This window comes from Chitiniphilus eburneus (assembly GCF_005048205.1).
Taxonomy (GTDB): Bacteria; Pseudomonadota; Gammaproteobacteria; order Burkholderiales; family Chitinibacteraceae; genus Chitiniphilus; species Chitiniphilus eburneus.
Map to the genome: position 1 here is coordinate 1 of NZ_SUMF01000049.1, position 15,017 is coordinate 15,017.

The window sequence follows — 15,017 nt, forward strand, 5'->3', positions numbered from 1 at the left end:
GTCCATGATCCAGCGGCTGGTGTCGGTGACGTAGCTGCGTTCGATGCGGCGGCTGTCGCCGTTGTCGCCGGTTTCGTTGGTGGCGGTGACCCGGCCATAGGCGTCGTACTCGTGTGCGGTGCTGAAGGTTTTGCCGTCGCGGGTGAGGGTTTTGCTGGTCAGCAGCGGCACCCGGCTGACCGTGCTGCGGCAGGTGGCGCTAAGGGTGCTGGGGGTGTTGCTGATGGTGCTGGGCGTCCAGGCGTAGTCTTCGCGTTCCAGGTCGACACTTCCGCCGATGGCGCGGGTCGCGCGGGTCAGCAGCAGGCCGCTGCGCCATAGGTCGGCTTCGCAGTTGAGTATGTCGAACGGGGAGACGTATTGGGAGAGCTGTACGGCGGTGGGCGTGGTGACCTGACGCTGGTTGCTGCGCGCCACGGATGTCCCCACCACCGGCCAGATCAGGGCTTCCATCACTGGGCCGTTGTCCAGGTAGTGGTGGTATTGCCAGACGCCGCCGTCGGAAGCGGTCTTCTTGGCCAATGCCGGGCGTGATTGTTCGCGCACGTATTTGGCCAGTTCGTCACGGCAGCCCGGTTGGTTGCAGTCCGGCGTTTCGTTCGGTGCCAGGAATTTGGTGTACTGGTAGCTGACGCTGCCACCCCAGGGATAAGAGAGGCTGGTGTAGAGCGGGTAGCGGCTGCTGTTCCAGTTGCGCCCCGCCATGAAGGTTTCCCAGTTGGCCGCTTGAAGGCGCCAGGTCTGGCCGTCGGGCTGGGTCAGTTGAACGGTGCCCTCTCCCAGCCCGGTGCTGTCGCTGTAGTCGAAGCGCCATTGCCGGGCGCCGGCGGTAATGAGCGTGGGGCGCTGCAATGCAGTTTGCCAGGTGATGCTGACATTGCGGCCATCGTCAGCGGTCATGCCGGTCAGCAACAAACCGTCGTATTGGTAGGTGGTGCGGTTGCCGTTGGCGTCGGTGCGCGAGCCGGGCAGGTAGTAGTCGAACTTGCCGCCCATGCCGACAAAGTTGCTCATTTGCGGCGGGGTGCCGGTGTTGAAGGCAGCGGCATTGCGTGCGGCGGAAAGAGTGCGGCGAATCTCGGGGCGGAACTGGTCCAGGGTGTAGGTGGTGCCATCCGGCGAGCGCAGCGTCATCGGCTGGCCGCGACGGTCGTTGCGCAGCCACCAGTTACCGCTGGTGCGTAGCTCGCCGATCATGCCGGCACCAATGAACGGCCCCGTCCCGGCGATCACATAGAAGCGCTGGGTACTGCCATCGGGCAATTCGAGCAGGTGGCTGGCCGGGTTGCTGGTATTGCCGTCACTGAAGCGGATACGCGGTGGGTGGATTGCTTCGGTAAAAGGCTCCAGGCTGTTCCAGGCCCATTGCAGGGTGAGCGGGCTGCCTTTGCCTGGAATGCTGAGCAGCGGAATCCCCAACCGCACCCCGCCAGTGAAGACGTCGATGTCTTCGGCCAGTTGCTGCGCACCGCCGCGTCGCTTGCTGGCATGGTCTTCGCTGTAATAGTCCTGGGCGGTAACGGCGATGCCGCCGCCCGCCGCGTCGGTGGGGGCGGCGTGAAGAAGGGCAGGCAGCAAAATGGCCGTGCACAGCACGGCCACGAATCGATGGGCGAGGGAGGACGACATGGTGGGGAACGCTTTTTATTGGTATGAGGAAGTGCCGCTTATCTGTGTGCGGCGATGCAGATGTTTACACCTGCTCCTCCAGATATCAAACCGTCTCCCACCCTTTGCTTACAAACAATCCGTGTCTTCCAGCATATTGCCCAGAGGGAAAAAACGCCGCAGCCCGCCCCCGGATTCACGAATTGTCACGTCACGCAGCCCGATTCCCTCACCCCGGAATCAGTAACTAGCAAGGAAGGATGCGTCATGCAGCAAGCATGAAAAAAGTGCCGAAATCACTTTTGATGATCTACATCAAACGCGAAGACCACCCAGCCCGATGAAAAAAGGCGACGCCCCAACTTCTGCGCCGCCCCCAGGCATGCCCCGCCCGACCCGGGGCTGGGGTTTATCCCCCCTCCCTGGGTTTTTTCCGTAGAACTCCGTGCTCTCCGTGTCCTCTGTGGTTCAAGACTGGGGGTTCAAGGCTGTTGGGGTTCAAGGTTTGCCCTTCCCTCTCCCCCTTCCCATCCAATCAGCTCAGCTTCACCTTCAATTCGTCCCCCTTCACCGTCACGCCAATCTTCTTCACCGGTTTGCCGGCCGCCATGCGGTCGAGCAGGTCGGCGGAGATGCGTGCCAGCACGGTGCGGGTGAGGATGGCGTCGGCGTCGCGCGCGCCGCTGTCCACGTCGTAGCAGCGGCTGGTCACCAGTTCGATCAGTTCCTCGGGGAAATCCACCTGTGCGCCGTGGTTTTCCTCGATGCGGCGGCGAATCTTGCCCAGTTTCAGGCCGACGATGCGGCGCAGTACGTCGTCGCTCACCGGGAAGTACGGCACGATGGTCAGGCGGCCCAGGAAGGCTGGCTTGAAGGCCTTTTGCAGCGTGGGCCGCAGGATTTCCACCAGATCGTCCGGCGTCGGGTCGCGGCTTTCCTCGCCTTCGGCGGCGGTCACGCCGTGCTCCACCGCACGCATCACCAGGTCGGTGCCGGCGTTGGAGGTCAGAATGATGATGGTGTTCTTGAAATCCACCTCGCGGCCTTCGCTGTCTTCCAGCAGGCCCTTGTCGAACACCTGAAAGAACAGCTCCAGCACGTCCGGATGCGCTTTTTCCACTTCGTCCAGCAGCACCACCGAATACGGCTTGCGGCGCACCGCCTCGGTCAGCACCCCGCCCTCGCCATAGCCCACATAGCCGGGGGGCGAGCCTTTCAGGCCGGAAACACTGTGCGATTCCTGGTATTCGCTCATGTTGATGGTGATGAGGTTGCGCTCACCGCCGTACAGCGATTCGGCCAGCGCCAGCGCCGTTTCGGTCTTGCCCACGCCGGATGGCCCCACCAGCATGAACACGCCCTTGGGCTTGCCGGGGTCTTCCAGGTTGGCCTTGGCGATCTGCACCCGCTCGGCGATCTGCCCCAGCGCGTGGTCCTGGCCGATCACGCGCTCGGCCAGCAGGTGCGCCAGGCGCTGTACCTGCGCCAGCTCGTTGTTCACCATGCGGCCCAGCGGAATACCGGTCCAGCCGCTGATCACGTCGGCGATCACGTTCTCGTCCACGCATTCGAACGCCAGCGGCAGCGTTTTCTGGTGATCGCGCAGTTCGTTGCGCTTGCCTTGCAGCGGGCTGGGCTTCTTGCCTTTGGCGGGCTTGGCCTCGCCGCTCTGCGCCTTGAGCGCGTCGATTTCATCGACCAGCTTTTTCTGCACTTCCCAAGCCGCGTGCAGCGTTTTCAGGTCGCCTTCCAGCTCTTCACGGCGGGCCTTCAGTTCGGCGATGCGCTCGCCATGACCTTCCTCGCGCGCCAGCGCGGCCAGTTCGCGATCGACGTTGGCGATCAGCGCTTCCACATCCTCCACCGGGCCGGGGCGGCCGGCGCGCGACAGCGCCACGCGGGCGCAGGCGGTGTCGAGCACGCTGATGGCCTTGTCCGGCAACTGGCGACCGGTGATATAGCGGCTGGACAGATGCACGGCGGCGGAAACGGCTTCGTTCAGGATATCCACCTTGTGGTGGCCGGCCATGGCTTCGGCCACGCCGCGCACCATCTGCACCGCGATCTCGGGTGCCGGCTCTTCCACCTTGACCACCTGGAAGCGCCGCGCCAGCGCCGCGTCCTTTTCGAAGTATTTCTTGTATTCCGCCCAGGTGGTGGCGGCAATGGTGCGCAGCTCGCCGCGCGCCAGCGCCGGCTTGAGCAGGTTGGCGGCATCGTTCTGCCCCGCCGCGCCGCCCGCGCCGATCATGGTATGCGCTTCGTCGATGAACAGGATGATCGGCACCGGGCTGGCCTTCACCTCGTCGATCACCTGCCGCAGGCGGTTTTCGAACTCGCCCTTCACGCTGGCGCCGGCTTGCAGCAGGCCCAGGTCCAGCGTGCGCAGCGTGATGCCCAGCAAGGCCGGGGGCACTTCGCCGTTGACGATCTTGAGCGCCAGCCCTTCCACCACCGCCGTCTTGCCCACGCCCGGCTCGCCGGTGAGGATGGGGTTGTTCTGGCGGCGGCGCAGCAGGATATCGATCATCTGGCGGATTTCGGTATCGCGTCCCAGCACCGGGTCGATCTTGCCGGCGCGCGCCTGCGCGGTGAGATCGATGGTGTATTTGTCCAGGCCCGGCGTGCCGCGTCGGCCGCTGGCGGGCGGGGCCGCGGCCGGCGCTTCATCGCGCGCGGCGGTTTCGGCGTCGGCCTGTTGCGAGCCGGCTTCGCCGCCATGCTGGCGCAGCGCGGCGTAGCCTTCCTTCAGGCGCGCGGCATCCAGCTTGAGCAAGGTGGGGGCCGATTGTTGCAGCGTGGCGCGCAGCGCATCGTCGGTCAGCAGCGCCAGCAGCAGGTCCAGCCCGGAGATGCTGTCCTCGTTGCGCTCGGCCCCGGCAATCAGCCAGGCGCGTTCCAGCCACTTGGGCAGCCAGGTGGACAGCACCGGGTTGCGGGTGTTGCCGGTGCGAAAACCGTCGGCGGCCTGGTCCAGCTCCCGTTCCAGCCGCGCGGTATCCAGCCCGCTGGCGCGCAGCGCGGCGCCGAAGGCATTGTCGGGCTGGTCGAGCAGCGCCAGCAGCACGTGTTCGATCTCGACTTCGAAATTGGTGCGCGACAGCGCGCGACTGGCCGCATCCTCCACGGCGCTGCGTGCAATCGGGGTCAGGCGGCCGACCAGGGCCTTGAGCGGGGTGGACATGTGTGGGCTCTGCTTATGAATGGGGGTGGTGTGGGTGGGGCTATGGGTCAATGGACGGACGCGGTCTGCGCGGCCAGCCAGTGGCGGGTCCGTTGCGCGCCGTCTTCGTCCAGGTCGGCGATCAGCTCGCCGTACCAGGCGCCGATCGCTGGCGCATCCAGCGCGGCATGCAGCACCGGCCAGCTATTTTCCAGAAACACCGACAGGAACGGTACGCCGCGCAGGTGCAGGAAAGTGTCGTCGGTGATATGCAATTGGCGATACACGTCGCGAATCCAGCACAGGTAGGGCAGCGCCTCGGCATGACGGCCAATGTTGCACAAGGCGGTGAGCAAGCTGATGTGCGCCTGGACCGGATTGGTGTCCTGGCTGGCGGCATTCAGCTCGCCGCTCTGGCGGAACCACTGCTCGCCGCGCTCGATCTCGCCGCACATCACCGAAGTGGTCGCCAGTTGCAGGGCGTTGTGCGCGGTGGGTTCCAGTTCGAACAACGCGTGCCAGTGGCCAAAGGCGGCAGGCCATGCGCCCAGCCGGGATTGCGCCAGCGCGCACAGCCGCTGCGCATCGGCACGCACCGCCGGCGCGGGCGCATCCAGGTGCGGCTGCGCCAGCCGCAGCACCGCCGGCATGTCCCCGGCCTGCAATGCGGCAATCGCCGCCGCCAGCTCCGGCGGGTCGCTCCGCGGCGCGAGGCGGGTGGCGGGCGCGCCGCGCCGGCCGAATAATCGGGAGAACAGGCCCATCTGCTTATCCTTGCGTGGCGCCATCAATGCAGCAGCCGGTAGTTCATCTGATCGGGGTGCGTATCCGGGCGGTTGCCGTTGAGCCAGACGTTGCCGCCCAGCAAGAGCGGTTGCCCGGCATCGAGCCGGGGCTTGGGCACGTCGCGGCGATCCAGCACCAGCGTCACGTCGCACGCCAGACCGTGGCCGACCATGAACTGCATCAGCGCATCCAGCGCCTCGGCGCCCGCTTTGCCGGGCAGCAGGTGGTCGAACTGCTTGCGCCGCATCGGCCCCAGCCGCAGTTGCATCTTGGTCTGGCGATCCCAGATGCGCTCGCCGGCAAAGGCGGACAGGCCCAGCTCGCAAGCCCCCGCGCCCAGGCGCGTCTGTTCCTCCACCGGCACGTCGATCCATTGCCCGACGAACTGCGCCATCTCGGTATGCACCCCAAAAAAGCCCTCGATCAGCGTGACCATCGCCTGCGCCGACAGCGGCTTTTGCGACAGCAGGCCGGCGTAGTGGATGAACAGGCTTTCGTCCACGCCGGCGGTTTCGTCCGTGCCCAGCCGTTCGCGCAGCCGCGCCAGCCCCAGGCCGGACAGATCGAGCAGGTAGCGGGTAAAGCTATCGTGGTCGCCGCCTTCCACCGACAGCCAGTAGCGGTACTTGCGCCACGCGCCGTAGAACAGCGCCATCGCGCGGTGGCTGAACAGATCGAAGAAGGCGTGGGCGCCGGTATCGCGGTGGAACTGGCGGCGCTCCATCAAAAGCTCGGTATACGCGCTGGGCAGCACGCCGCTGGGGCCGGTCAGGCCCATGAAGGCGACGGTCATTTCGTCGCGCGCGTGTTCGGCGTCGATGGCCTCCGGGTCCACCGGCTGGTAGCGCGTCAGCTCGCTCGCGGGGAACGACAGCGATGCCACGGTGCGGAAGCGCAGCTTGGCCGGCAGCGGCCCGCGCCGCTTCTCGCCGCGATGGTTGGCCGCCAGCGACAGGATGCGCACGCCCTGGAAAAAGCCGAAGCGGTACGTCTCGCGTACCAGCTCGGCGGTCAGATCACGAGGGCTTCGCCCGAGCGCGCCGGCCATACCGCGACCTCCTCGTTTTGTTGTTGGGCACTTTTCACCCGCAGGCGGGTAAAGCTGTTGGGCGCGCAGTACAGCGCGAAAAAGCGTTCCAGCACGCTGGCGAACAGATAGACGCTGCCACCGACGTAATAGTCCTCGTCCAGCGTCAGCGCGATCTCGGTGCCGCGCACGAAACCGGCGAAATCGCGCCCGGCCACGCGGGTGACGGCCGATTGGCTGCCGATGCCGGCAATGCCCTGAATCTGGCGGTTGGTCACTGGCGAATCGGTCAGGTTGTATAGCGCCAGCATCTCCTGCAAAGCGCTCTTGCCGCCCTCGACGATGGACAGGTAGTTGAGCGACAGATGCGAGATCAGCCGCCATTGCAGGCCCCGCCGCTGCGGCGGGCGCAGGCTGGGCGTGGGCTTGCGCAACAGGCGCACGCGCTTCACCACCGAGTGCCCCGGCAGCGTGAAGTCGGTGTGCTGGCCGCCCTGGCTGCCGCCGAACGGAATGTGCTCGGGCAGATCGCGGTTGCTGCACAGGATTTCCAGGCTGAGCACCTCGGCCGCCGGCCGCACCGGATTGAAGTCCAGGTCCACCAGATGCAGCTCGACATCGGTGCCCTTGTCGTCCTGGCGGGTGGCGGCCTCGCGGCTGGCGTGCCAGTAGAAGCGCGGCGCGTCCTGATCGCTGCCGTGGCGCAGCGCGTAGAACGGCAGCACCTCTTCGCTCTTTTCGTCGCTGCCGGTTTTTTCCACCCGCACCACGCGCTTGATCTGCACCACCTCGAAAGCCTGCTGCTTGCGGCTATCGACCCACACCGGGTACGAGGCACGCTGGTGCGTGACGCGGATCGGCTCCCCCGCCTGGCTGAACAGATTGACGATGGGAGTGCAGCCCAGCTTGAAGTGCTGCGCGCCCAGATTGTTGAGCAGCCGCTCGTGCCGCTCGGTATCCGGGTAGCGGCCGATCATGCACTGGATCACCAGCTTGTTGCCGGACAGGCGCGGCGCCACTTCGCCCAGCCGCTGGAAATCCAGGAACAGGAATTTATCCGGGAAGCTGAAGTACTCGGTGAGCAGGCGATAGCCGAGGAACGAGCGCTCGTCGTATTCGAGCACGCCCTCGTCGCGGCCGAAGCCCACCGGCTGGATCATCGACGCCGGCAGCTCGCGCGTGCTGCCGGGGTGATCCTGGCCATCGCCCACGCGCACGCGCAACGTGTGCGACAGCATCAGCTCGTACAGCAGGTGCATCAGCGCCGGCTCGCCGTCCAGGAACACGCGCAGGCGATCCAGCCCGATCTGCGCCACGGCGAGGTCGCCGTGGGTTTCCAGCTCCAGCGTCAGCACCGCCGCCGCATCCGGCGCCATGCGCCGCAGGTGCGCCGAGCCACTGGTCAGCTCCAGCCGCGCGTTCTTGAGCGACAGCGGGTACAGGTCCACCGGGTAACAGGTGCGGAACTTGCAGACCACGCCCTGGATGGCGGGCGCGTGCACCGGGTGATGGCGCTCCACCGTATAGCGCTTGGCGATCTCCGGGCGTTGCGGATCGCACTCGAACTGCACGATGGTGGATGCCGGAATCGGCCGCAGGTAATGCGGATACAGCACCTCCAGGAAACTGGAGGAAATCTCGGGGTATTCGTCGTCCAGCTTGCGGTGGATGCGCGCCGCCAGGAAAGCGAACGATTCGATCAGGCGCTCGGTGTGCGGGTCTTCGCACTGGTCGCCTTCCAGTTGCAGGCGGCCGGCGATCTTGGGGTAACGGCGGGCGAATTCGCCCGACAGCTCGCGCAGATAGCCAAGCTCGCGTTCGTAATAGGGCAGCAGGGATTCGAGCATGCGGGTCCGGTCAAGCTGCGGCCATCGGGCGGGCGGGCATCGGATGATGCGGCGCGCGCCCCGGCCGTCCCCCCCGCCCCGGGGCCACAGCCACAGGGCGGGAAGGTGATCTGAGGGTTACTGGAATTCGACCACGGCCACGTGGCGCGGCTGGTCGGTGGTATAGCGCACGCGAATCTTGGCGGCGGGCACACCGGCCTTGACCAGCTCGTTGCGCACCGCCGTGGCGCGGGCAATGGCCGCATCCTTGGCGTTGCCCACTTCATTGCGATCGCAGAAACCGCGAATCGACACGGTACCGGCGGCCTTGGCCTTGTCGGCCAGCGCAGCGACACGCACCTTGTCGGCGTCGCTGAGCGAAATACTCATCTTGTCGAACGAGAAGGTATTGGGATCGAGCGCCGGTGTAGCCGCGGGGACCGGCGTCGGCGTGGGCTTGGCCGCAGGGGTGGCCGGCGCTTCCTTGCGCCACTTGCCATCGTCCTTGGCCGGCTCGGCCTTCTTGGGGGTGTCGGCGCAACCCGCCAACAGGGCGAGACCCAGTAATCCGATCACGATGCGCATCTTCATTCTCCTCGGGGTAAGCGTCTGTTCAGGGGCTGCTCGCCACGCGTGGGCTGGATCGCGCCACGCGGCGTCGAACAGACCCTGGACAGCCTCCTCAGGCCGGCCCGCCCGTCAGGGCGGACCGGCGCCAGGGCACACCGGTCTTCAGGCACAGGCATGAAGACCGATGCGCCCCAAGCCGATCAGGCGATGGTCTTGTTCGCCGTCAGATCCCAGCCGGCGCTGACATTGCCGCCGCCGGCGCCGTCTTCACGCTTCTGCTGGGTGTAGGTCCACTTGATCTTGCCGTAGCTGAAGCTCACCGCTTCGGACGGGAAGCCTTCATCGTTGGACGAACCGTTCGGCTGCACCTTGGAGATCAGCACCTGCTCCAGCTTCACTTCCAGGTACTTCACCTTGTCGCCACCGGCGCGGCACAGTTCCAGCGTCACATCCTTGATGTGCTTGCCGGTGCAGCAGGCTTCGTACAGCTTGGGGCTGGCCTTGTCGATCAGGTGCACGATGTCGAAGGTGCTGTGGTTCACGCGCTCGGCGGTGGCGCCGCCGACCGAGCTGGCGGTGGCCGAAGCCGGCTGTTCCAGCTTGTGCGCGAAGGATTTGATCTCGATCCAGTCCTTGTGCTTGTCGTCGGTGCTCTCACCGGGAATGCCGTCGATCTTGATGAAGGCGTCAAAAGCCATTGTTTTTCTCCAGGTTCATGGGGGTGGTGCTACTGCATCGTTTCCGGCGCCAGCGCCCTCGACCGGTACCGCATCGCGGGCATTGCGCAGACGCCGGGCTTCACTTGCCGTACTGCGTGTCGATCAAAACACGTTGAAAAACGCCCCCCGGTCATGGCGAGCTTCCTCGCGATGGCAAGGCTGGGGGGCGGTTTGGCCGGGGCGCCGACCGCGCCATCGCCGGTCGCGACGACACCCGGCGCCTGCCGGGCATACGTCGTGATCGGGATCGGACGGCGGCGCTTGCCGGCGGCTTATCGGGCGGACTTGGGCAGCTCGGCCACCAGACGCAGCGAAATGGTCAGTTCGTCGAGCTGGAAGTGCGGGCGCAGGAACGCGGCGGCGCGATAGACGCCCGGCTTGCCCGGTACTTCCACCACATCCACGCGGGCTTCGCGCAGCGGATACTTCGACTTCGCTTCCTGCGATGCCGAATCGTCCAGCAACACATACTGGGCCAGCCAGGTGTTGAGGAAATCCTGCACGTTCTGGCGCGAAGCGAAGCTGCCGATCTTGTCGCGCATGATCGACTTCATGTAATGCGCGATCCGCGATACCGCGAAGATGTACGGCAGTTGCGTGGACAGGCGCGCATTGGCGTTGGCCGCGTCGGTGTTGTAGGTCTTGGCCTTCTGGTTCGACTGGCCGCTGAAGAACGCCGCGTAGTCGGTGTTCTTGCAATGCACCAGCGAAATGAAGCCCAGGTCGGACAACAGCTTCTCGGTGCGGTCGGTGATCGCCACCTCGGTCGGGCACTTCAGCGCCACTTCGCCGTCGTCGGTGTTGAAGGTGTGGGTGGGCAGGCCTTCGACCAGGCCACCGCCTTCCACGCCACGGATGGCGGCCAGCCAGCCGAACTGCGAGAAGGCATCGGTCAGGCGCGCCGCATAGGCATAGGCGGCGTTGGTCCACAGGTACTTGTGGTGATCGGTGCCGTCCACGTCTTCTTCGAAGTTGAACTCCTCGACCGGCAGCGTCTCGGCGCCATAGGGCAGGCGGCCCAGCACATGCGGCAGCACCATGCCGACGTAGCGCGAATCCTCGGATTCACGGAACGACTTCCACTTGGCGTATTCGACGGTATCGAAAATCTTGGCCAGATCGCGCGGCTTGCCGATGTCGGCAAAGCTCTCCAGGCCAAAGAGACCCGGCGCGGCGGACGTGATCAGCGGCGCATGCGCCGAGGCGGCCACGTGCGACAGCTCTTCCAGCAGGTAGAAATCCTCGGGATGACGGCTGAATTCGTAGTCGCCGATGATGCCGGCGTACGGCGCGCCACCGAAGGTGCCGTATTCCTCTTCGTAAATCTTCTTGAACAGCGCGCTCTGGTCGAATTCGGGCGAGGTCTTGAAATCCTTGACCAGATCCTTCTTCGAGACGTTCAGCACCTTGATCTTCAGCATGGTGCTGGTTTCGGACTCATTGACCAGGTACTTCAGGCCGCGCCACGAGGCTTCCAGTTTCTGGAAATCGGCCTGGTGCATGATCTCGTTCAATTGCAGCGAGATCAGCGCATCCAGCTCGGCCACGCGGGCATCGATGCTGGCCGAGAGATCACGGGAGATCGTCACCGTACCGGCCAGCACCTGATCGACCAGTTCGCTGATCAGATCGCGGGTGTGGCTCTTTTCCGATTCGTTGGCGGCAACACGGCTCTGGTCGATGATGGCATCGAGCAGGCCGGGCGCGGCCGTAGCGGCGGCCGCCGGGGCGGCCTGGGCGAGTTGTTCGGTGCTCATCGATTATTCCTCGCCTTTCGGGGCCTGGCCCTGGCTGATCTCGCGCAGTTTCTCGGTATCGCGCAGCACATCGTCCAGCAGCTCTTCGAGCTTGTCGTTGCCGACCATCTTGTTACGCAGGTCCGACAGGCGCTGGCGCGCGTCCAGCAACTGACGCAGTGGCTCCACCTGCTTCACCACGTTCTGCGGCTCGAAATCGGCCAGTTCGTTGAACTCCAGCTCGACCGACATCTGGCCGGAATCTTCCTTGAGCTTGTTATCCACGCGCAGCGCCAGGCGCGGGGCCATGCCTTTCAGCACTTCATCGAAGTTGTCGCGGTCGATCTGGACGAACTTACGTTCCTTCAGCTTGGGCAGCGGCTGCTTGCTGTGGCCCGAATAGTCGCCGAGCACGCCCATGACGAAGGGCAGCTCCTTGGTCTCGATGGCATCGCCGACCTCGACATCGTAGGTAATCTGTACACGCGGCGGGCGCACGCGCGACAGTTTTTTCTGTGTGCTTTCTTTTGCCATGGCAAGCCTCGATCAAGTCGAACAGGGGTGAAAAGTACCGTTTTTTAAACGATCAAGCAATACTGGAAGTAAGTTTTTCCAGGATGTTACGTAAGGAATTAAGATTCAAACCGGGGTCGGCCAACTGCCGGCCAAGGATGTACGACGCCTCGGCATACGACTGGTGACGCGTCCACGGCGCATCGTCGTCAAGCACGTTCACCACGGTCAGCGGTTCCGGTTGCAAGCCCCACAACACCCCGAGGAAACGTTCGGTAAAACACTCCGGCGCCAGCGCCAGATAGCGGCGACCATCGCGGTTCATGGTCAGGCAATGCGGAAAGCGGATCGCCGGCAAGCGAGTGGCGGCGCGGTATAGCGCCAGCCAGGTAGCCATGCCGAGGATGTCTTCCCCGGGCCGTTGCGGCAGCGGCAGCAGGATCACCTGACGTGGCGCGCTGCCCAGATAGCGGCGCAGCAACTCGCCGTAGAACACAAAGGCAAGCAGGTGCGCTTCGAGGCCGCCACGGCTGGAATCGACCAGATCGCTTTGCAGGTTGGCCGCCGTCGTCTGCTGTAAATATCGCTCCAGCACATTGCTGGCCAGCTCGACATCGGCACTGGCCCGATTACTCTGCGCCAGCTGGGCGTCCAGGAATTGCCGACAAGCGAGCATCTCCACCGAGTTGTCGATGGCGGTGGTCAACTGGTCGCGTAAGCCCACGAAAAACAGCTCGTTCGCGATCGCCAGCTCCGGCAGGTGCGGCGACACCGCCGCCGCCGGCAGGATGGCGCCAGCGACCAGCGGATACAGCCGGCCCGCCTCATCCCGGCTGGGCTGCACCACGCCGAAGAAAGCCCAGCGGCCATCGGCCGAGGTGAAATGGAAATCGCTGGGCCCGGCCGCCAGATAGGCGGCCTCGTTCCAGTCGGGTTGTTGCTGCGCCCAGGTCAGACTCTTGGCGAGCAACTGGTCGAATTCCTGCGCCACCGGGTGGGTGGCGTTGATCCGCACGAAATCGGCGCGGCGCGGCAGCTTGCCGAACACCGCGTACTGGGGCGCGACGTCGCTCGCACGAATGAAACTGATCGGCATCGTCGCTCCTATTGCGTAATGCGCTCGGGCAGGCCGAGACGGCGCAGGCCGGACAATTGCAGCGGATTCACCCCGCTGACCATGCGGAAATTCATCTTCACCGCGTCGCCGTCGGCGCCGCTCTTCAGGCGCCATTCCAGTTGCCCGGCATTGGCGTCGGCATCGCTCACGCGCGCCTGACTGATCAGGCGCATGAAGCCCATCCGCCCCGGCTGGTTGGCCACCACCGAGCTGGCACCGTTGAACGCCACCACCTGGATGCGCGCCCCCTGGGCGCCGCCGTTGCCCGGCCAGGAGAACGATTGCCACGGCTGCGGACCGTTGCGGTAGCGCAGCGTCTGGCCGTCGATTTCCAGCGTGATTTCGGATAGCCCCGGCGTCGGCACCGGTTGCAGCTCGAAGCGCGAGTTATCGCCCTCCTGCATCAGATTGCCGCCCAGCGAAGACAGCCGCCCGGCGCCCGCCAGGAACGCGGGGTTGAAGCGCACGCCCTGATTGCCCCAGCTACGCGGCACCAATTGCCCGCCGCGCTTGAGCACCAGCCCATCCAGGTATTTGTCGACGAACTTATCGAGCGTGCCCTCGTTGGGTTTCACGAAGCGCGCGATTTCGGACATCGGCGCCTCGTTCTGCGAATCGCTGAACGGATACTTCGCCGCCAGCGTGCGCCACTGGCCATAGACCTCGCGCTGCCATGCCTGGTTGAGATCGGTCTCCACCGGCGTCAGCAAGGTGGCGTACGACTGCAACAGCGGGCGCACCAGGATCGGCCGCAGGATGTCGCGGGACGTCGCGTCGGCCGAGCCGAGCATGGTGTTGTCCACGTATTGCAGCGTATCGGCGAATTCCGAACCGCTGCCGCCCAGCGTGGCCTGCATCAACTGACGCGACGCGGTGGCCGGATCATCGTTGGCCGCCAGTTGCGTCAGCTTGCCCTTGAGCTTGCCCAGTTGCTCCAGGTAGCCCGTCATCAGCGCGGATTCCTGGTTGTTCTTGCCGGCCACCACCGCCAGCGTGGCGAACTGCATGCCCAGCGGGCCGAACTGGCCTTGCGCGGCCTGCGGCGCCTCGCTGTCGCCCTTGAGGAACTCGGTGGTCTTGTCGATCACCGACTTCTTGGCGCTTTCCAGCTTGTTGTGCAGCTCGGACGGGTTGTCCCACGACGTTTCGTAGGCGGCGCGCACCAGCAGCAGCTTGATCGGCGACGACTGCTTGTCGGCCAGGCGCCCGGTGGCCTCGGCGGCCTGCGCCAGGCCGGCCTGATCGGCAATGGCCACGCCCTGGAGGAACTTCTTCCAGGCGTCGGCGTAATCGCCACGGTACAGCGCCTCCAGCTCGGCGCGGTTCTTGTCCACATCGGCGTCCTTGCCCAGGTTGTCCTGGATCGACGACGCCAGCACCCAGTCGTCGCTCTTGATCTCGCCACGGCTGGCCTCATCGATGGCCTGGCTCATGTACTTGTCCCAGGCCTCGCGGGTAAAGGCACCCGGCACCATGGCGCTGCCGGCGATCACATTGCCATCCTTGCCACTGAGGATGCGCGACACCGACAACGGCGCGAAGCGCGTGTTGGCCCGAGCCTTCAGCTCGTTGTAGACGCGCTCCTTGGCGGACAGCCGGGTCAGCGAGCCGCGCAGCGTATCGCGGGCATCGGCGACGACGCGATCCTGGTTCTTGATCAGCGGCAGGTCCGGCGCGGTGAGCTGCGAGACATAGAACGCCACCACGCGCTCGGCCAGCGCATTCACCTCATCGATGCTGCGTTCGCCACGGCGCTCCTCCAGATACGGCCGCCAGTAGCGCGGCAACTGGTCGGACAGATGCGCCTGCTCCATGCGTTGTTGCTGCGCCAGCATCAGATAGGTCTTGAGCGCGTTGTAACCGGCATCCAGCGTCGGCGGCGCGGCCTTGGGCGCGGCGGCCTGCCGCGCCTTGTCGGCGGCGGCGCGTGCCAGATCGCGCGCCTGCTGGGT

General features: G+C 65.3%; 11 protein-coding genes. All 11 read right to left on the reverse strand.

Annotated elements, in window-relative coordinates; all coding sequences use genetic code 11:
- On the reverse strand, nucleotides 1-1,629 hold a 1,629-nt coding region (locus FAZ21_RS19340), incomplete at its 3' end, for a hypothetical protein (RefSeq protein WP_136775073.1).
- Nucleotides 1,630-2,143: 514 nt separating this feature from the next.
- Nucleotides 2,144-4,792 (reverse strand): type VI secretion system ATPase TssH, encoded by a 2,649-nt coding sequence (gene tssH, locus FAZ21_RS19345; protein WP_136775074.1) that lies wholly within the window; start codon nucleotides 4,790-4,792, stop codon nucleotides 2,144-2,146.
- A gap of 47 nt (nucleotides 4,793-4,839) precedes the next feature.
- The gene (locus tag FAZ21_RS19350; RefSeq protein ID WP_136775075.1) at nucleotides 4,840-5,535 is read right to left on the reverse strand and encodes a hypothetical protein; all 696 of its coding nucleotides are present in this window, start codon (nucleotides 5,533-5,535) and stop codon (nucleotides 4,840-4,842) included.
- A gap of 23 nt (nucleotides 5,536-5,558) precedes the next feature.
- Nucleotides 5,559-6,605: a type VI secretion system baseplate subunit TssG gene (tssG, locus tag FAZ21_RS19355; RefSeq protein WP_136775076.1), complete on the reverse strand. Its 1,047-nt coding sequence runs from the start codon at nucleotides 6,603-6,605 to the stop codon at nucleotides 5,559-5,561.
- Nucleotides 6,569-8,431, reverse strand: a complete 1,863-nt coding sequence (gene tssF / locus FAZ21_RS19360) for a type VI secretion system baseplate subunit TssF (RefSeq protein WP_136775077.1) — start codon at nucleotides 8,429-8,431, stop codon at nucleotides 6,569-6,571. Before tssF ends, tssG begins: the two co-directional genes overlap by 37 nt.
- Nucleotides 8,432-8,548: 117 nt before the next feature.
- A complete protein-coding gene (locus FAZ21_RS19365) occupies nucleotides 8,549-8,995 on the reverse strand; it encodes an OmpA family protein (RefSeq protein ID WP_136775078.1) in 447 nt (148 codons plus the stop codon).
- Between the two features lie 185 nt (nucleotides 8,996-9,180).
- Nucleotides 9,181-9,678 carry an Hcp family type VI secretion system effector gene (locus FAZ21_RS19370; RefSeq protein ID WP_136775079.1) on the reverse strand — a complete coding sequence of 166 codons (498 nt, stop codon included), beginning with the start codon at nucleotides 9,676-9,678 and terminating at the stop codon, nucleotides 9,181-9,183.
- A 293-nt stretch (nucleotides 9,679-9,971) separates the two neighbouring features.
- Nucleotides 9,972-11,456 (reverse strand): type VI secretion system contractile sheath large subunit, encoded by a 1,485-nt coding sequence (gene tssC / locus FAZ21_RS19375; RefSeq protein WP_136775080.1) that lies wholly within the window; start codon nucleotides 11,454-11,456, stop codon nucleotides 9,972-9,974.
- Nucleotides 11,457-11,459: 3 nt separating this feature from the next.
- The gene (gene tssB / locus FAZ21_RS19380) at nucleotides 11,460-11,969 is read right to left on the reverse strand and encodes a type VI secretion system contractile sheath small subunit (RefSeq protein ID WP_136775081.1); all 510 of its coding nucleotides are present in this window, start codon (nucleotides 11,967-11,969) and stop codon (nucleotides 11,460-11,462) included.
- Nucleotides 11,970-12,021: 52 nt separating this feature from the next.
- The gene (tagF, locus tag FAZ21_RS19385; protein WP_136775082.1) at nucleotides 12,022-13,044 is read right to left on the reverse strand and encodes a type VI secretion system-associated protein TagF; all 1,023 of its coding nucleotides are present in this window, start codon (nucleotides 13,042-13,044) and stop codon (nucleotides 12,022-12,024) included.
- Between the two features lie 8 nt (nucleotides 13,045-13,052).
- Nucleotides 13,053-15,017, reverse strand: a 1,965-nt coding sequence (locus FAZ21_RS19390; RefSeq protein ID WP_281279800.1) for an ImcF-related family protein, incomplete at its 5' end; no start/stop codon positions are given.

What these genes read in the sequence shown, in the direction of transcription:
- tssH (WP_136775074.1), bottom strand. Translation starts at nt 4,792, where the DNA reads ATGTCCACCCCGCTCAAGGCCCTGGTCGGCCGCCTGACCCCGATTGCA.
- FAZ21_RS19350 (WP_136775075.1), bottom strand. Translation starts at nt 5,535, where the DNA reads ATGGGCCTGTTCTCCCGATTATTCGGCCGGCGCGGCGCGCCCGCCACC.
- tssG (WP_136775076.1), bottom strand. Translation starts at nt 6,605, where the DNA reads ATGGCCGGCGCGCTCGGGCGAAGCCCTCGTGATCTGACCGCCGAGCTG.
- tssF (WP_136775077.1), bottom strand. Translation starts at nt 8,431, where the DNA reads ATGCTCGAATCCCTGCTGCCCTATTACGAACGCGAGCTTGGCTATCTG.
- FAZ21_RS19365 (WP_136775078.1), bottom strand. Translation starts at nt 8,995, where the DNA reads ATGCGCATCGTGATCGGATTACTGGGTCTCGCCCTGTTGGCGGGTTGC.
- FAZ21_RS19370 (WP_136775079.1), bottom strand. Translation starts at nt 9,678, where the DNA reads ATGGCTTTTGACGCCTTCATCAAGATCGACGGCATTCCCGGTGAGAGC.
- tssC (WP_136775080.1), bottom strand. Translation starts at nt 11,456, where the DNA reads ATGAGCACCGAACAACTCGCCCAGGCCGCCCCGGCGGCCGCCGCTACG.
- tssB (WP_136775081.1), bottom strand. Translation starts at nt 11,969, where the DNA reads ATGGCAAAAGAAAGCACACAGAAAAAACTGTCGCGCGTGCGCCCGCCG.
- tagF (WP_136775082.1), bottom strand. Translation starts at nt 13,044, where the DNA reads ATGCCGATCAGTTTCATTCGTGCGAGCGACGTCGCGCCCCAGTACGCG.